Consider the following 16,779-nt stretch of genomic DNA (forward strand, 5'->3'; position numbering starts at 1 on the left):
TCACAAGTTCATTGTGAACTATGGTTGACGCCGATAAGGTTCGGCTCCCAATCAATTCACGCGCCATGGAGCAACGTCTTGTCTATGCTGAACAATGTCGAAGCCGCGTCCGAACGATTTACGGATCGTTTGCGGCAGAGCACGGAACCCTTCTGGACACAGGCAGTGACGCATCGTCTGGTCCGGGAAATCTATGCTGGAACAGCATCGAAAGACGTGATGACGCGCTATCTGGTTCAGGATCATCGTTTTATCGATTGTTTCCTGTCCTTGCTGGGCGGTGCGCTCGTCAATTGCGACAGGATGGACGCGAAGCTGACCTTGGGGCGCTTCATTGGCATGATCAGCAATGACGAGAATTCCTATTTCGAGCATGCTTTCGAAACGCTGAAGGTCGATGACGCAACGCGCTTCGATACACCCGATGCGACGGCGACGACCGGATTCAAGGCGCTGATGCTGGAAGCTGCAAAGTCCGGCTCCTATGCTGCTTGCCTGTCTGTGCTGACCGTTGCTGAGTGGCTTTATCTCGACTGGGCAGACAAGGCGCCGAAGCCGCTGCCGGAGGATTTCGTTTTCGCCGAATGGATCATCCTGCACGACAATCCATATTTTGTGGAATTCGTCGGCTTTCTGCGTTCAGAACTCGACCGTGTCGGCCCGGCGGCTGCATCAAAGTGCGAGGATTTTTTCCGGCGGGCAGTGGAACTGGAGAAAGCCTTTTTCGACGCGGCCTATGAAGCTGAACCTAATCAGTAGAAATAACCTTCAGGCACTCGTCGATTGTCGTCTTACAAACCGGCGTTTGCGCCTGTTCCTGCTTGTTGTTGAGCCAGTGTTTATAGACGATGCGAAACTCGACATCCTTATAAGTATAGGTTCTTGCCCGGGATTTGATGCGGCTTTTCTCAAGCGCGTCACCGGTTATCACCATATGCAGTGACAGCCGCTTGAAGACCCATGGCTTCGCGCCCTTCGGATGTTCGACAACCTCGACATGATAATAGGGGTCGCCAACCGTTTCATCCGGCGTGACGTGTACTGCCGCCCAGCGCGTGACTTTCGGCGTATCCGCGAAAATGAGCTCGTCTTCGCGTTGAAGCTCTGCCTTGGCCGTGACCGGCAATAGCGAGAGCATGGAGAGGAGGGCGGCAAATATCTGTCCGGGTTTCCAGCTACGCATCGCGGCTCCTTATCGGTAATCTGCGTGTAGATTTTTGACGAAATAACTTTCGTCCCGTCAGGTCATTTCTGTCCCTTGTCACCCGCTCGCGCCAAAAACGCAATGAAAACAAACGCCGGGCTGACGGCGTTAATTCTAAATTAATCAATCTTTTCAATTAGTAAACGGAAGCCCGTTAACGATACATCAAGGTTAATACTCCATTATCAGCGTTGTTAAGCATATCCCGAAATGCGTGAAAACGCGGCTCGGACACGATGTGCGCGAGAACAACAGAAGTCTGTGTGAGTGGAGTGTGCGGTGCGTCTTGTGTCGATACGAGCGCTGTTTGGTCGTCGGAAGACCGTCGCTGAGCCGGTATGGCATTATCCTGTCACGGGCTATTGCCCGGAAGAGGGCCGCTATTATGCCGTGCGCGCGAAGCCGCGCCACATCGCCCGCAAGCCGCAGCGCCTGATCCCGCTGGTGCTCACAGCTTTCGCCTATCTCTTTAATTCCAATGCGATTGCCTTTCAGGATATGGCGAGCCTCGTGCCTTCCGCCGATCTTGGCACGCATCGCTGGACGGCTTTCGTCGCCAAGGCGCCCGTTGGCTCCGTGCATCAGGCGGAAATGCCTTTTGTCGACGCAACGACGGTGACCGGCAGCATTGCGACCAACGGCATTGAAGTGCCGGGCATCGGTCGTGTGGCGCTTTCAGGCGGCAAGAAGACCGCAAAGCTCGGCCCGGATGATCCAAATCCGGATGAAAACCGCATCAACCGTACCGATAAGACGGGCCGCCTTGTCTCGGTCAAGCCAAAGGCGCCAGCCAAGGCGTTCACGGCGGGCAGCATGTTCGACAAGATCAGCATGATCACCCGTCCGCCGGAAAAGACCGATACGCAGATGGCTTTCTCCAGCAAGCTCGAAGGCAAGGAAATCGGCATCACCATGGCCTTCCATGCCGTGAAGCCGCCAAAGCCGAGAGCAGAAATGCCGGTGCAGCTGGCCAAGCTGATCACCAACGACCAGCCGGATGTGCTGGCGCTGGGTTATGCGCCATCCGCGCCTGATTATGGAAAAACCTCTCCCTTCGAGAGCATCCTGAAACCGGATCCGAGCGCGGGGCGGTTTGTCCCGCCGATCGGCGATGAAGATCATGGATGGGCGGCAACTCCGTTGCCGCCTTCGGCATTTAGTGCGAGCGAACAGAAGTGTCTTGCCGAAGCGGTCTATTTCGAAGCGCGCGGCGAGACGGTCAAGGGGCAGGTGGCTGTGGCGCAGGTGGTGCTGAACCGCGTGCGCAATCCGGCCTATCCGAACACGATCTGCGGTGCGGTCTATCAGAATCGCGACTGGCTCAATGCCTGCCAGTTTTCCTTTGCCTGCGATGGCCAGAAGCATCGTGTAACCGAGATGCCGCAATGGCGCATGGCGCAGCAGGTGGCAAAGACGGTATCGTCCGGCCAGATCTGGCTGCCGGAAGTGGGTTCAGCCACACATTATCATGCGACCTATGTGAAGCCCTTCTGGGCGCCGACCATGAAGAAGCTGACCAAGATAGGCCTTCATGTGTTCTACCGCACCTATGGCGGCGGCTGGAGCTGATGTTCTGACGGGATGCAGCTCAACGTCTGCGATCTGCTGGGGATAGCGGCAACGAAAAAGTGAAGGATTCGCGCCACATTCTTCGTCTTTGGGCGGAAAATGAGTCGCACCATTCGCTATCCAATTGTTTTTTAAGTATAAAAAACCTTCTGGAGCAGTGCCTTCACCGCCTTGACTAGCGGGCGGCGTGTCAATATGTTGCGCGCAACTTGGAAATGGGGTTGTGAACCTGCCTTTCTTGAAAAAAGGAGCTGCCAATGGCACGGGGAATTGAGCCCGAAAAGCCATCCGGTGCTGTCAAGGATGGGCAAGGGCAACCTGCTTCCGGGGGGCTGGATCAGCGTTTGAACCGTCTTGAGGCCGAATTGGTCAAGAAGGGCATGTTCAAAAAGCCAGCTTCCGAGGAGGAGCGGTCGGAAACGGCAAGTTCGGTCGCGCAGGCCATGAAGCTTTCCAGCGAGTTTATCGCGGGAATCGTGGTGGGTGCGGTGCTTGGCTGGTTTATCGATCGTGTCGCCGGCACGTCGCCTTGGGGATTGATCGTATTTCTCCTACTGGGCTTCGCAGCGGGTGTCCTCAATGTGCTTCGTTCCGTAGGTTATGTCGCCGATCAAGGCGGCATTAAGACTAACGCGGAAAAGAGTGACAGGAAATAAGCCTTGGCGGACTTTACGGTAAAGTTCGTTCAAGTGTAAGTGATAGGCGGGCCGGATGCATGTCGGGCCCCGAGACTGAAACGCCTTCGGGTAGACCAGGTCGCCTTAGGGCAGACTAAATCGCCTTAGGGTAGGCCAAATCGCCTTCGGGCAGGGAAGACAGACGAGGTTAAGGTGGCGAACGATCCGATCCATCAGTTCCAGATTTCTCGGTGGATTCCCATCGATGTAGGCGGCGTTGACCTGTCGTTCACGAATGTTTCGGCTTTCATGGTCGCAACTGTCGTGGTCGCTTCGGGCTTCCTTTATCTGACGTCGTCGGGTCGCGGTCTTATCCCGACCCGTCTGCAGTCGGTTTCGGAAATGGCCTATGAATTCGTGGCGACAAGCCTCAGGGATTCGGCCGGGTCGAAGGGCATGAAGTTCTTCCCCTTCGTTTTCTCGCTGTTCATGTTCGTGCTGGTCGCGAATTTCATCGGTCTCTTCCCTTATTTCTACACTGTAACCAGCCAGATCATCGTGACGTTCGCTCTCGCGTGCCTGGTCATTGGTACGGTCATCATCTACGGTTTCTTCAAGCACGGTTTTGGCTTCCTCAAGCTGTTCGTGCCGAGCGGTGTTCCCGGCATTATCGTGCCGCTGGTTGTCGCCATTGAAATCATCTCGTTCCTGTCGCGTCCGATCAGCCTCTCGGTTCGTCTTTTTGCGAACATGCTTGCAGGCCACATCACGCTCAAGGTTTTCGCCGGCTTCGTTGTTTCGCTGGCAGCCCTTGGTCCGATCGGCGTCGGCGGCGCGGTTCTGCCGCTCATCATGACGGTTGCGATCACCGCACTCGAATTCCTCGTAGCCTTCCTCCAGGCCTACGTGTTTACCGTTCTCACCTGCATGTACATCAACGACGCAGTACATCCGGGACACTGAGTTCAAACCGGCGGGCGACCGCCAGAACTGAAATCCGCGCTTATATTTCAATCCAGAAGGAGCTTAACATGGAAGCGGAAGCAGCAAAGTACATCGGCGCCGGTCTCGCCTGTTTCGGTATGGCCGGTACGGCTCTCGGCCTCGGCAACATCTTCGGCCAATACCTCTCCGGCGCTCTGCGCAACCCGTCCGCTGCTGACAGCCAGTTCGGCCGTCTGGTGTTCGGTTTCGCCGTTACGGAAGCTCTGGGCATCTTCTCGCTGCTCATCGCGCTTCTGCTCCTCTTCGCCGTCTAATAAACGGTTTAAGAGTCTGGCCTGCCGCGATCTGTATCTTGAAATGCAGCGCGGCTGGCCTTTGCATATGACGTCTGAGTAGGCATGATCCCGGAAGACGGGAACCGGTTTTCGGATCAGGTCATGCTGGATTTAAGGGGAAATCTGGATGTTCGTGTCCACGGCGTTTGCCCAAACCGCCACCGAATCGCAACCGGCACCAGCTGCTGGCGAGCACGGCGCAGCCGATGCTGTGCACACCGAAACCGGGGTCGCGCACGATGCCGGACACGGCAGCGGCGTATTCCCTCCGTTCGATTCCACCCATTACGCCTCACAGGTTCTGTGGCTGGCGATCACGTTCGGTCTTTTCTATCTGTTCATGTCCCGCGTGGTTCTGCCGCGCATCGGCGGCGTGATCGAGACCCGTCGTGACCGCATTGCTCAGGATCTCGAGCAGGCTGCCCGTCTCAAGCAGGATGCCGACAACGCCATCGTTGCTTATGAGCAGGAATTGGCCCAGGCCCGCACCAAGGCTGCTTCGATTGCTGAAGCCGCTCGCGAAAAGGGCAAGGGCGAAGCAGACGCCGAGCGCGCTGCTGCTGAAGCCACTCTGGAAAGCAAGCTCAAGGACGCCGAAGACCGCATCGCTGCGATCAAGGCCAAGGCCATGAGCGACGTCGGCACCATCGCCGAGGAAACCACGGCTGAAATCGTCGAACAGCTTCTGGGCACCAAGGCCGACAAGGCTTCGGTAACAGCCGCTGTCAAGGCCGCGAACGCCTGAGGAGAGGTCAATGGACGCTACATTTTGGGCACTTGTTGGCCTCATCATCTTCCTGGCGATCCTCGCCTATCTGAAAGTTCCGGCTATGGTCGGCCGTTCGCTCGATGAGCGCGCCGAACATATCAAGAAGGAACTGGAAGAAGCCCGTACGCTGCGCGAAGAAGCACAACAGCTTCTGGCTGAATATCATCGCAAGCGTAAGGAAGCCGAAAAGGAAGCCGGCGATATCGTCGCTGCTGCCGAACGCGAAGCCAAGGCTCTTCTCGAAGATGCCAAGCGTGCGACTGAAGAATATGTGGCCCGCCGTAACAAGCTGGCCGAACAGAAGATTGCAACCGCTGAAGTCGACGCTATCAATGCCGTCCGCGCTTCGGCAGTGGATCTCGCCGTTGCTGCCGCTGGCAAGCTTGTCGCTGACAAGGTTGACACGAAGGTCTCCGGCGGTCTGTTCAAGGACGCACTGGTTCAGGTCAAGTCGAACATGAACTAAGGTTTTCGCGACCTTTAGAGTTTTGAAATGCCGCCTGAAAGGGCGGCATTTTTGTTTTGTAAGACTCGGAGGGGGCACCAATGGGGCGGTGCATACCAGTGGAATAGTGGATGAGCCATTCGCGGGCACACGGGCATTCGAAAAGAATGATGCTACCGGCGGCAACGGATGACACAACCGGGCGATCTGGTTGATCGCTTACAAGGGCGCCTGATAATCCGCTTGGATTGGATTGATGCAGTTTCCAGTGTGACGCGTCTATCTTTTCCAATCGAAGTTGGACAGGAATCAATCCAGTGGACTTATTTTCGTGCCGGCATTTCTCTCTACGAGATGCGCTTAAGTATGAGGCTCAAAGCGTCCTTTGATCGGTGCGAATGTATAGCGGTGAAGGCCGGGCACCGGACCGTCGCTTTCAATGGCGGCACGGTGGCGGGCGGTTGCATAGCCTGCATGAACTTCCATGCCATAGACCGTGTGTACGCTGCCTGCGCGTTCCATCATGCGGTCTCGCGTTACCTTGGCGACGATGGAGGCCGCTGCAATCGACACGGAGCGCTGATCGCCTTTCACAAGGGCGGAACCGGGGCAGGGCAGGCCGGGCGGAACATCACGCCCATCAATCAGTGCGTGGCATGGCTGCAAGATCAGCCCATGCACGGCACGGCGCATGGCTTCCAACGCGGCTTTCCGAATGTCGCTGACATCGATGCTGCGTGCGCTGAGACTGGCAACCGAGACGCTTATGGCCTTTGCGAGAATTGTCTCATAGAGAGCATCACGTTTGGCTGCATTGAGGCGTTTGGAATCGTCCAGTCCGTCGGGAACATCGCTTGCATCCAGGAGCACGGCAGCAGCCACGACCGGCCCGGCCAGAGGCCCGCGTCCCGCTTCATCAATACCGACAATATGACGAAGCCCCCGCGCCAGCAGCCTCGCTTCTTCAGAGAAGTCGGGCACTAGCGGAATATCGAAGAGAAGGGGAGAATCAGAAGCCGTGCGTTTCATAAGGTGGCGATGTTCGCATTGCCTCCGATTCTCCGCAAGGTCCTGCCAAGAGGAATGGTGGCGGGAAGCAGGACCTTATCCGCCTGAGGGGGACAGGCGGAAGCCGATTTGGACTTCGGTTGCGTCTCGATCCAACAGGATCTGATCGGTGCTCTAAGTCCTTTTTACAGAAAGCGTGATTTTACCGATCTCCGTGTTTTACTCTGGTTCAATTGCGCTTGAGTCCGCATGTCGCGTGGTTTCAAAACAACGACAGCTGCTTGCCGCCTTTCTGTACGGGTTCGAACAGATCGGTGCGCAGGTGTTTGCGCTGTGTGTTGAAGCCGAGCTTGCGGGCGGCGATCTCGAATCTGCGGCCGATCTGCCAGGCGTAAGGGCCGGTGCCGCGCATCCGCTTGCTCCATTCGGCATCGTAATCCTTGCCGTCACGCATGGAGCGCACCAGCGACATCACATGCCGGTAGCGGTCCGGATAATTGCGCAGCAGCCAGTCCTTGAAAAGGGGCGCCACTTCCAGCGGCAGGCGCAATAGCACGTAGCCAGCCTCGCGCGCGCCTTGCGCATAAGTCGCATCGAGGATGCGTTCGATCTCGTGGTCGTTGATGCCTGGAATAACCGGCCCCATCATCACCGAAGCCGGAATGCCCGCATCGGTGAGCTTGCGGATAGCCTGAAGGCGCAGGCTCGGCGTCGAAGCGCGCGGCTCCATCGTGCGCGCCAGATGTGCGTCCAGCGTTGTCACCGAAAGAGCGACTTTGGCGAGACCCTTTTCAGCCATGCGGCTCAATATGTCGATATCGCGCACCACAAGGGCTGACTTGGTCACAATGCCGACAGGGTGGTTGGCCGCTTCCAGCACTTCGAGAATTTCGCGCATGATGCGCCATTTCTTTTCGATCGGCTGGTACGGATCGGTGTTCGTGCCAATGGCGATGGTTTTCGGCTGATAGCCTGCCTTGGCCAGTTCGCGCTCAAGAAGGCGCGGGGCATCCGGCTTGGCGAACAAACGAGATTCAAAATCGAGACCGGCAGACAGGCCCATATAGCTGTGGGTCGGGCGGGCAAAACAATAGATGCAGCCATGCTCGCAACCGCGATAGGGATTGATCGAACGGTCGAAGCTGATGTCGGGTGAATCGTTGCGGGTGATGATCGTGCGCGGCTTTTCCACCTGAACATCGGTGTTGAAAGCAGGCAGTTCCTCAAGCGTTGTCCAGCCATCGTCGAAATCCTGACGCGTGGTCGGCTCGAAGCGTCCTGTCGGATTGATGCCCGCACCACGCCCGCGCCGTCGGCTGTGATCGATGCGCATTCCCGCTTCGCCGACAAGCGCATTGGCATGCTCCGCACGGCCATTGCCGAATGCGGCTACATCGGCCTGCTTGATGATATCTGCGTGCTGGATCGCTGCCATCTTCATCTCCCTGCGGAGCTTCAAAGCATATCCGCCCAAGCGTCTGACGGCTTGCATGCGGCGGTGCTTCTGGTAATTGTCCGACTCTGTCTGATGAATCTATTCCTATCCGAAGAACAAGAACAAAGCAAGAACATACTGCGTTCCGCTTTCCGTTCACGCCGTGTTGATATATGAAGCGCCCATGCTGTCTGTGATCATTGAAACACTGAATTCCGAAAAGCCTCTGGCTCACACATTGTCGGCGCTCGTGCCCGCAGTGGTGGAGGGGCTGGTGCGGCGTGTTCTGGTGATCGATGAAGGATCTTCAGACGAAACCGCATTGGTTGCGATTGGCGCGGGATGCTCGTTCAGCGATGGCACCGATATGGAAGCGGCTCTCAGCGAAATCCGCACGCCATGGGTTCTGGTTCTCGCTCCGGGCGCCACACCGCAGGAAGGCTGGGAAGAAGTCGTTCGCCGCCATATGGACGGCGAAGGCGCTCCAGCACGGTTTACACCTGCCGGAGACGGCAGGTTGGGCGGTCTGAAGGCTGCATTGTTTGGCGGTGGAGCGACGCTTGATGCCGGGCTTCTGGTTCGGCTGGAGACGATCAAGCCGCTGCTTCTCGACGGCATGGCCTTCGCGCAGTTGCCGCGCCAGTTGAAGCCGGCGCGCCTCAGGCATGGCATCTATCCGCCGGAACGGGATTGAAGCCTGAAATAGAAAAAGGCGAAGCCGAAGCTTCGCCTTTTCACGAGATAGCAGCTCTCGCCGATATCCTGATTAGTTCTGGTAGCTCGAAGGCGAAGCATCGCCAAAGCGATGAGCAGAACCGTCCTGATACGTCGAGCCCGTGTTGATCGTGGCGGTCGCGGTGTGATCAACGGTCTGCGAAGCAACCGGCGTGCGGTCGTTTGCATAGAGATCAGCAGGCTCGCCTACATGCGGGTTTTCAGCAAAAGCAGCACCGGCGCTAAGGGCAACGGCAACGGCAGCAAGAGCAAACTTTTTCATTTTCAAATTCCTTTAAAGATCGCCCTTCGGATGGCGCCCGAACCAATCGGGAGCAAGTGAGGGCACCCGGGTGGCTAAGGCACCATCCTTCGGGGAGATAACTGTTGGGGGCCGGGTTTGTGATTGAGGCCCGGCGCGGGCGTCAGCAGCGTTTCTGCGCGACGCCCGTTATGCGGTCAGGCTGGATTAGTTCTGGTAGCTCGAAGGCGAAGCATCGCCGAAACGGTTTGCAGAACCATCCTGATACGTCGAACCCGTGTTGATCGTGGCGGTTGCGGTGCGATCAACGGTCTGCGAAGCAACCGGCGTACGGTCGTTTGCATAAAGATCAGCAGGTTCGCCAACATGTGGGTTTTCAGCAAAAGCAGCGCCAGCGGAAAGAGCAAGGGCAGCGGCAGCAAGAATGAGCTTGTTCATTTTGGTATTCCTTTTGAATTGCCGCGCGAACGACACCCGGTCAATAGGGCCTGTTCGGGGCGTCCCTAGTGGCCTGTATGCCATCCATAGGGGAGGGGAAATTAACGGAGGGCCGGGATTGCTTGGGAGGGTTCCGGCCATGTGGGCGTCAGCGGCATTGCTGCGCGACGCCCATTATGTGGTCAGGCTAACTTAGTTCTCAAAGCTCGAAGGCGAAGCGTCGCCAAAGCGGTTTGCAGAACCATCCTGATAAACCATGCCCTTGTGGGCAGTGCTGATCGCAGCGGTTGCGGTGCGGTCAACGGTCTGTGCAGCAACCGGGGTGCGGTCGTTTGCATAGAGGTTGTCAGGTTCGCCAACATATGGGTTTTCAGCGAAGGCAGCGCCGGCGCTTAGAGCGAGGGCAGCGGCAGCAAGAACAATCTTTTTCATTTCCTATCTCCTTGGAAACTGGAGCGGCGTTTCTTTTTCGTCGTTCCGATGCACCTGAAATGGGTGACAGTGGGGAAAAGTTCCAGTCACGAAAATGTTTTATTAATCACACATTCGTGCTCGTTAATATTTGGAAACAATTAGAAATAAGAAAAATAATCCCTCAAATTCAATATGTTGATTGATATACCAGCATTCACATGTCCGTTATATGGCATTTTTTGTTCATAAATCGCGAACAGAGTGTACGTGTTTATTGTCCAATCAATGTGAACAGTAGCTAGCTTCTGAATAGGATGTTATCGACTATCGAGGGGGAATGGATTTCTACAAGCGGTCCGCATGCGTCGCGTCGCTGAGAATCAGAGTGAATCACGACAGGCGTGATAAGGTTGTCAGTTTCTACGAGGCGGTTGTGCCGGTCGCGATGACAAACCAGTCCGGCTTTTCGGCGTGCATGCGGGCAGCGGCTGTCTGCAAGGCGGCATCGTCGGCGAAGATCGCAAAGCAGGTCGCGCCGGAACCCGACATCTGGGCGTAAAGCGCATCGCTGGCGCGGAGCAAAGCAAGCTTGTCACCGATCTGCGGCGCAAGGCCAAGTGCTGGCGACAGAAGATCGTTGCGGGTGGTGCCAAGATAATGGCAGAGCGCGGCGAGTTCGCTTTGGTCGGGTGGCAACAAGGCAGGATTGTCCCGCTTGTCGAGCGCGCGGAACACGTCGGGCGTGGCAAGCGCTGTGCCGTCATTGACGAGCAGCAGCGGCAGGGCCGGAAGGCCGGTGACAGGGGCTAGGTCTTCACCGATGCCGCGCGCGGTCAGCGGTGTTCCATGCGCCGCACCATGCAGGCACATGGGCAAATCAGCGCCAAGCGCCAGACCGAGTGCTGCCAGCGTGTCGAAGTCGCAATTCAGCCCCCATAGCGTATCGAGGGCAAGCAAGGTTGCCGCCGCATCGCTGGAGCCGCCGCCAATGCCCGACGCAATGGGCAGGTTTTTTTCAAGGTGAATGGCAACGGGCGGCAGATTGCCTCCGGCATGCGCTCGCAATGCATCGCGCGCCTTGATCACCAGATTGCCGCCATCCAGCGGGACAGAAACGGCGAAAGGCCCGCTGACCGTGAACTGGTCTTCCGGGGCGTCAGCAACCGTAATCGTGTCGCCAAAGCGTGCAAAGGCCACCAGCATGTCGAGCAAGTGATAGCCGTCGTCGCGCCGCCCGGTGACGTGCAGTGCAAGGTTGATTTTCGCCGGGGCAAGACGGGTAACAGACCGGCTGGCAGCGGGCAGGGCGCGCAACAGAGTGTCGGTCATCGAGGTTAAGCGGATCAGTCTTTCTTGACGTAATATTCGCCGGTCTTCGGGTCCTGCACCAGCGTGCCGTTTGCACGGTTCTTCGCTTCCTTCTCGGCCTGACGGACACGCTGCGAAACACGAGTAGCCTCACGCTTGAACGAGCGGTAGCCGTACCACGCGGCGATGGCGATCAGCAGCAGAAAAATGAGCTGTGGCATGGCCAAGTCCCTTCGGCTCGCGCATTGGCCCGCAAGGTTTGCCCCGGCTTATGCGCATGATGTGTGTGTGCGGGCGCGCCCTGATTGCGCCCTGTCATTTCTGACATCTTATCATGGGGAAGCCCAATAATTCAAAGGCCATAGCGGCCCCAAAGCGCTTTTTCTTCGACAACAGAAAGTAAGCCGTCTCCAAGATGGGCCGCAATTTCCGCTGGTTCGATGCCGGATAGTGCCGATGAAAGCGCCATGCCGACGCCGGGCACCTTGCGGCCAAGCAGTCCGCGCTGCGGCTGGATCAGCTTCAGTTCGATCTTGTCGCCATAGGTCTTGCGCAGGAAACTGCGCATGTCGCCCAGACCGTCGATGAGGCCGAGCTGCAATGCCTTGGTGCCGGTCCAGAACAGGCCGGTGAAAAGATCGGATTCTTCGGCAAGCTTACTGCCGCGCCGCTCCTTGACCATGTCGATGAAGGTTTCATGGATTTCGAGTTGCAGCGATTTCAGCCGCTCGATGTCCGCCTTCTTTTCCGGCTGGAACGGATCAAGCGTGACCTTGTTGCTGCCAGCCGTATAGACGCGCCGCTCGACGCCGATTTTCTTCAACAATTCCGGAAAGCCGAACGAAGCCGACACCACGCCAATGGAGCCGACAATCGACGATGGATCGGCGATGATCTCGTCGCCTGCAAGCGCAATCATATAGCCGCCGGATGCAGCCACATCCTCAACGAAGATGAAAACCTTCTTCTGGTGTTCGGATGCAAGATCACGGATGCGACGATAGATGAGGCGCGACTGCACCGGCGAGCCGCCGGGTGAGTTGAGCGAAATCGCCACCGCAGGCGCATGCTTGTTGCTGAAAGCCTTTTCCAGAACGGCGGCGGTGGATGCCAGCGACAGGGAAGGGCGCAGCGCGGACCCGCCGGTCATGATGGCGCCATGCAGGCGCACAACGGGAATTTCGATTGCGGCATTGCGAAAGCGGCGCGGAACAAGGCGCGTCAATAAACCGGGCAAGACAAACTCCGAACTGGATCAACTATTGGAAACTAGAGCGCGTTTCGATCTGATGGGATCAGATCGGCGCTCTAATTCTTTGTTTTAACGCGCATCTTTCCGAAAACCGTTTCACACTTTTCGGGATGCGCTCTAATGTAGGAAGCAATCTGGGAAACACAAAGAAAACTGTCCGAAAATTTACATCTTCGGACAGTTTGAAATTGAGTTCGATCAGCTTTTCGCGGGTCTGGCCACAATTCGCAACAGCCCGTATCCGAATATGGCCGAGAGGGCGGAACCGGCCAGAACGCCGATTTTCGTTTCGGTCTGCATGAGATCGGACGGGAAGGACAAAAGCCCGATGAAGATGCTCATCGTGAAACCGATGCCGCACAGAATGGCGACGCCGTAAAGCTGTGCCCAACTCGCACCCATCGGCTTTTGCGCAAGGCCGCTCTTGATGGCGAGCCAAGCCGCGCCGAACACGCCAAGCTGCTTGCCGACGAAAAGACCGAGCAAGATGCCGAGCGTCAGCGTGTCGCCGAACACGGAACCATCAAGGCCGCTAAAGGAAATGCCCGCATTGGCAAAGCCGAAAATCGGCACGACGATGAAGGCGACCGGCTTTGCCAGCGCATGTTCGAGTATATGCAGGGGCGAACTCATGTCGTCTGGCTTGCCGGGCGCGGCCTTCAGCGGGATCATCAGCGCGGTCACGACACCGGCCACGGTGGCATGAACGCCGGAATTGAGCACAAAGAACCAGAGAATCGCGCCGCCGATCAGATAGGGCAGAAGCTTCATCACGCCCATACGGTTCATCGCGAATAAGGCAATAGCGGTTACAAAAGCCCCGCCCAGATAGGGCATGGAGATTTCCGCCGTGTAGAAGATGGCGATGATGACGACGGCGGCAAGATCGTCGAGAATGGCGAGCGTCGCCAGAAAGACCTTGAGGCTAGACGGCACGCGCGAGCCGAGCAGCGACAGAACACCGAGCGCGAAGGCGATATCGGTTGCGGAAGGCACTGCCCAGCCGCGCAGCTTTTCGGGGTCGTTGAAATTCAGCGCCGCGAATATGAGGGCAGGCAGGATCACGCCGCCTGCCGCGGCAATGCCCGGCAGCATCCGGTTTGGCCAGCTGGCAAGCTGACCGTCGATGAATTCGCGTTTGATTTCCAGCCCGACCAGCAGGAAGAACACCGCCATCAGGCCGTCATTGATCCAGTGCGCAAGGCTCAGCGGGCCGATATAGACGTGAAGAGCGTCGAAATAGGTTTGTGAAAGAGGTGAATTGGCTACGATGAGCGCAAGCGCTGCCGCTGCCATCAGCACAAGGCCGCCAGCAACCTCGCTATCCAGAAAGCGTCGCATGATTGATATGGGGCGAGCGGAATTTGGACTGTGGTTCATCGGTCTCCTTAAAGAAACGTTCAGGTGATTTGTGGCGCATCCACTTCGTAGAGCACAAGGTTGCGGTCCGTGATGCCGAGTGTCGGCCATGTCGAACGCCAGTCGGCAATGTGCCCGGAGGCAAAATGTTTGTCCAGCGAAGCCCGATCCAACCATAGCTCTTTTACATGGATAAGGCCGGGGTCGAGAATATCGGCGGCATAGGCATATTCGATGCAACCGGCCTCGGCGCGGCTGGCCTCGATCATGCGCTGCATGGCAGGGCGCGCTTCATTCAAATTCGCAGCAGGCAGCCGAACGGTTCCGACGATAAGCAGCACGGGTTTATTCTCCGGGGATCAAAAAAGCGCGGTCTGGCCATTATTGATGGCATCTGCGCGGGGCGTAAAACCGTTTCCGCTGTCGCCATGCAGGATAAGCGGCGGCATAAACGACAGGCCAGCGCGACTGCCACGGGTTCCTGTGACGACGATACGGATTGCCGCCGCATCGCCACGCGGATGCACCGGCACGATATGCAAACCGCCGAAACGTCTGGCAAGCGATTCCAGAATGGGCGCGATGGAGCCCGGCCGTGCGATGATGGCAATGCCACCGCCCGGCCTGACGATGGCCGCTGCCGTGCGCACCCATTGCTCGAACATGCCGTCCGGCATCACATGCGCTTCCGCCTTGAGCGGGTCGGGCGTGCGCCGGTCCGCTGCTTCGTTGAAGGGCGGGTTCATGATAGCGAAATCGAAGCTGTTATCGGCAAGGCCTGCCGCAATGCGGGCTTTCCCGGCCAGTGCCACATCGGCTTCGACAATCGATACGCGGTCGGTGAGCGCTTTGTTGAGCGGATGAGCGATGGTTTTTCTGGCAAAACCGACCATCAGGCCGGACCGCTCGACAAGAGTGATCCGGCTTGCCGGACACCGGGCCGCAACTGCAAGACCAGCAGCACCGGCGCCGCTGCCGAGATCCGCAAGCCGCCCGGCAAAACCGCCCGGCACCGCGCTTGCGAGGATCATCGCATCGACGCCGGAGCGATGACCTTTCATTGCCGGTTGTACGAGATGAAACGCGCCGCGATGAAAGACATCGAGCGTTTCTTCAATCTCGTTTTCGGCGGTCAGGCTCATTTATCGCGCAGTTCGTGTTCAATCTCGGCATCGATCAGGATTTGCCGTGCTTCGTCCAGCTGATCTTCGCTGACCAGAAGGCGGCGCGGCAGAACGCCCAGCGATCCCTCGATAATGCTCATATTGGTATCGGCGATGAAATAAGCTATTCCCGCCTCCTTCATCAAGGCTTCGGCGAAAGACAGCAGGACGGAATCGTTGGTACGGATGAGTTCGATCATTTGCACACTGTGTAGCCAATGCACCGCATTGACAACTGCTTCCGTCAATGTTGAACAGGCTGTGAAGGCACGGAATGCGTCTTGAGCATTCCGCCGCGCTTAAATATGGTGGCGGCCCCATCAAGGAGTAATGGCATTGGGTGTGGTTCTGAATCTCGACGACAAGAAAAAGCAGACAGGATCGGTGCAGCCGCTTGTCGACCTGACGAAGGCCGATATGGCGCGTGTGAACGAAATGATCCTGTCACGTGCCGGATCCGACGTCGAAATGATTCCCGAAGTCGCCAATCATCTGATCTCGTCGGGCGGGAAGCGCCTGCGTCCGATGATGACGCTCGCCGCTGCCCGCATGTTCGGTTACGACGGCGATGGTCATGTGCGTCTCGCAACCGCTGTCGAATTCATGCACACGGCAACGCTGCTGCATGATGATGTGGTGGACGAAAGCGATCTGCGTCGCGGCAAAAGCACTGCCCGCATGATCTGGGGCAACCAGGCCAGCGTTCTCGTCGGCGACTTCCTGCTCGGTCAGGCTTTCAAGATGATGGTCGATGTCGGTTCGCTCGATGCGCTCGACGTGCTGGCGACGTCCGCTTCGGTGATTGCCGAAGGCGAGGTCATGCAGCTTGCCGCCGCCAAGAACATGGAAACCACCGAAAACGAATATCTGGCGGTCATCAAGGCCAAGACGGCGGCACTTTTCTCGGCTGCTGCCGAAGTCGGCCCGATCATCGCCGGTGTGCAGCGCTCGGATCGCGCAGCTTTGCGCGATTACGGCCTCAATCTCGGTCTTGCTTTCCAGCTGGTTGACGATGCGCTCGATTATGGCGGTTCGGCTGCCGATCTTGGCAAGAACACGGGCGACGATTTCCGCGAAGGCAAGATCACGCTTCCCGTCATTTTGAGCTACCGCCGTGGCACCGATGAGGAACGCGCTTTCTGGAAGCACGCTATCGAAGACGGCGCGAGCGACGATGCATCGCTGCAAAAGGCCATTGGCCTGATGACCAAGCATGGCGCGATTGCCGACACGGTGCAGCGCGCGCGTCACTTCGGCGAGATTGCCCGCGATGCTCTGGCACCGCTTAAGGCAACGCCGGAAAAAGATGCGCTGATCGAAGTCATCGATTTCTGCATCAGCCGCGTGAACTGAGTTTCCGGACGTCTTTCGCGTTTTTTGGATATTTTCCAACAGGGATCGATCAAGAAAAGCTTTCCATCACAGATGCTTTTCTTGCCCCCTCATCCCAAAAAGGCCATGCTTGGCGTGCCTGTTCCGTTAAGGTCAGAGCGCGGTGCGTTGGAGGCAATCGGCGATTCGTTGCCGATTCCGCATATGGGA

22 protein-coding genes are annotated in these 16,779 nt (G+C 57.4%); 9 read left to right on the plus strand and 13 right to left on the minus strand.

What is annotated here, in order from left to right; translation table 11 throughout:
• Positions 1–84 precede the first annotated feature (84 nt).
• Positions 85–759 (plus strand): TenA family protein, encoded by a 675-nt coding sequence (locus tag ACTJKP_RS07445; RefSeq protein WP_440630317.1) that lies wholly within the window; start codon positions 85–87, stop codon positions 757–759.
• Here the strand turns inward: ACTJKP_RS07445 and ACTJKP_RS07450 are convergent.
• On the minus strand, positions 749–1,183 hold the full coding sequence (locus tag ACTJKP_RS07450; RefSeq protein WP_440630194.1) for a DUF5086 family protein: 435 nt from the start codon (positions 1,181–1,183) through the stop codon (positions 749–751). The genes ACTJKP_RS07445 and ACTJKP_RS07450 overlap by 11 nt on opposite strands.
• A 300-nt stretch (positions 1,184–1,483) precedes the next feature.
• Between ACTJKP_RS07450 and ACTJKP_RS07455 the strand changes: the two genes are divergently transcribed.
• The 6 genes from ACTJKP_RS07455 to ACTJKP_RS07480 all read left to right on the plus strand — a co-directional run bounded on the left by ACTJKP_RS07455 (position 1,484) and on the right by ACTJKP_RS07480 (position 5,905).
• Positions 1,484–2,773 carry a cell wall hydrolase gene (locus ACTJKP_RS07455; protein ID WP_078337995.1) on the plus strand — a complete coding sequence of 430 codons (1,290 nt, stop codon included), beginning with the start codon at positions 1,484–1,486 and terminating at the stop codon, positions 2,771–2,773.
• Between the two features lie 257 nt (positions 2,774–3,030).
• Positions 3,031–3,429 carry an AtpZ/AtpI family protein gene (locus ACTJKP_RS07460; RefSeq protein ID WP_440630195.1) on the plus strand — a complete coding sequence of 133 codons (399 nt, stop codon included), beginning with the start codon at positions 3,031–3,033 and terminating at the stop codon, positions 3,427–3,429.
• Positions 3,430–3,603: 174 nt separating this feature from the next.
• Positions 3,604–4,353: a F0F1 ATP synthase subunit A gene (locus ACTJKP_RS07465; protein WP_078337997.1), complete on the plus strand. Its 750-nt coding sequence runs from the start codon at positions 3,604–3,606 to the stop codon at positions 4,351–4,353.
• Positions 4,354–4,421: 68 nt separating this feature from the next.
• On the plus strand, positions 4,422–4,649 hold the full coding sequence (locus ACTJKP_RS07470; RefSeq protein ID WP_002963544.1) for a F0F1 ATP synthase subunit C: 228 nt from the start codon (positions 4,422–4,424) through the stop codon (positions 4,647–4,649).
• A gap of 148 nt (positions 4,650–4,797) precedes the next feature.
• Entirely contained in the window at positions 4,798–5,415 is a 618-nt protein-coding gene (locus ACTJKP_RS07475; RefSeq protein ID WP_440630196.1) for a F0F1 ATP synthase subunit B, read from the plus strand.
• Positions 5,416–5,425: 10 nt separating this feature from the next.
• A complete protein-coding gene (locus ACTJKP_RS07480; RefSeq protein ID WP_078337999.1) occupies positions 5,426–5,905 on the plus strand; it encodes a F0F1 ATP synthase subunit B in 480 nt (159 codons plus the stop codon).
• A gap of 339 nt (positions 5,906–6,244) precedes the next feature.
• Here the strand turns inward: ACTJKP_RS07480 and ACTJKP_RS07485 are convergent, their stop codons facing one another.
• A complete protein-coding gene (locus tag ACTJKP_RS07485; protein WP_440630197.1) occupies positions 6,245–6,913 on the minus strand; it encodes a ribonuclease HII in 669 nt (222 codons plus the stop codon).
• Between the two features lie 241 nt (positions 6,914–7,154).
• Positions 7,155–8,327, minus strand: coding sequence for a PA0069 family radical SAM protein (locus ACTJKP_RS07490; protein ID WP_440630198.1), 1,173 nt, complete (start codon positions 8,325–8,327; stop codon positions 7,155–7,157).
• 184 nt (positions 8,328–8,511) lie between these two features.
• Here ACTJKP_RS07490 and ACTJKP_RS07495 point away from each other — a divergent pair, with 184 nt between their 5' ends.
• A complete protein-coding gene (locus ACTJKP_RS07495) occupies positions 8,512–9,021 on the plus strand; it encodes a glycosyl transferase (protein WP_440630199.1) in 510 nt (169 codons plus the stop codon).
• A gap of 72 nt (positions 9,022–9,093) precedes the next feature.
• On the opposite strand, the gene ACTJKP_RS07500 is transcribed toward ACTJKP_RS07495, so the two are convergent.
• The 10 genes from ACTJKP_RS07500 to ACTJKP_RS07545 form a co-directional block, all read right to left on the minus strand.
• Positions 9,094–9,324, minus strand: coding sequence for a hypothetical protein (locus tag ACTJKP_RS07500; RefSeq protein ID WP_078338003.1), 231 nt, complete (start codon positions 9,322–9,324; stop codon positions 9,094–9,096).
• A gap of 186 nt (positions 9,325–9,510) precedes the next feature.
• Positions 9,511–9,741: a hypothetical protein gene (locus tag ACTJKP_RS07505; RefSeq protein ID WP_440630200.1), complete on the minus strand. Its 231-nt coding sequence runs from the start codon at positions 9,739–9,741 to the stop codon at positions 9,511–9,513.
• A 192-nt stretch (positions 9,742–9,933) separates the two neighbouring features.
• Positions 9,934–10,173 (minus strand): hypothetical protein, encoded by a 240-nt coding sequence (locus ACTJKP_RS07510; RefSeq protein ID WP_440630201.1) that lies wholly within the window; start codon positions 10,171–10,173, stop codon positions 9,934–9,936.
• Between the two features lie 402 nt (positions 10,174–10,575).
• Positions 10,576–11,484, minus strand: coding sequence for a 4-(cytidine 5'-diphospho)-2-C-methyl-D-erythritol kinase (locus ACTJKP_RS07515; RefSeq protein WP_440630202.1), 909 nt, complete (start codon positions 11,482–11,484; stop codon positions 10,576–10,578).
• 14 nt (positions 11,485–11,498) lie between these two features.
• Positions 11,499–11,684, minus strand: a complete 186-nt coding sequence (locus ACTJKP_RS07520; RefSeq protein ID WP_078338007.1) for a hypothetical protein — start codon at positions 11,682–11,684, stop codon at positions 11,499–11,501.
• A gap of 131 nt (positions 11,685–11,815) precedes the next feature.
• Positions 11,816–12,700, minus strand: coding sequence for a S49 family peptidase (locus ACTJKP_RS07525; RefSeq protein WP_440630203.1), 885 nt, complete (start codon positions 12,698–12,700; stop codon positions 11,816–11,818).
• Between the two features lie 213 nt (positions 12,701–12,913).
• The gene (gene nhaA, locus ACTJKP_RS07530) at positions 12,914–14,095 is read right to left on the minus strand and encodes a Na+/H+ antiporter NhaA (protein WP_440630204.1); all 1,182 of its coding nucleotides are present in this window, start codon (positions 14,093–14,095) and stop codon (positions 12,914–12,916) included.
• 20 nt (positions 14,096–14,115) lie between these two features.
• Positions 14,116–14,415 (minus strand): putative quinol monooxygenase, encoded by a 300-nt coding sequence (locus tag ACTJKP_RS07535; protein ID WP_440630205.1) that lies wholly within the window; start codon positions 14,413–14,415, stop codon positions 14,116–14,118.
• An 18-nt stretch (positions 14,416–14,433) separates the two neighbouring features.
• Positions 14,434–15,216 (minus strand): tRNA1(Val) (adenine(37)-N6)-methyltransferase, encoded by a 783-nt coding sequence (locus ACTJKP_RS07540; protein ID WP_440630206.1) that lies wholly within the window; start codon positions 15,214–15,216, stop codon positions 14,434–14,436.
• A complete protein-coding gene (locus ACTJKP_RS07545) occupies positions 15,213–15,437 on the minus strand; it encodes a putative signal transducing protein (protein WP_078338010.1) in 225 nt (74 codons plus the stop codon). The genes ACTJKP_RS07540 and ACTJKP_RS07545 overlap by 4 nt, the downstream gene beginning before the upstream one ends.
• A gap of 136 nt (positions 15,438–15,573) precedes the next feature.
• Here ACTJKP_RS07545 and ACTJKP_RS07550 point away from each other — a divergent pair, with 136 nt between their 5' ends.
• Positions 15,574–16,590 (plus strand): polyprenyl synthetase family protein, encoded by a 1,017-nt coding sequence (locus tag ACTJKP_RS07550; RefSeq protein ID WP_078338121.1) that lies wholly within the window; start codon positions 15,574–15,576, stop codon positions 16,588–16,590.
• Positions 16,591–16,779 lie beyond the last annotated feature (189 nt).

The sequence above is a fragment of the Brucella sp. 22210 genome (genome assembly GCF_052045675.1).
Classification (GTDB): domain Bacteria; phylum Pseudomonadota; class Alphaproteobacteria; order Rhizobiales; family Rhizobiaceae; genus Brucella.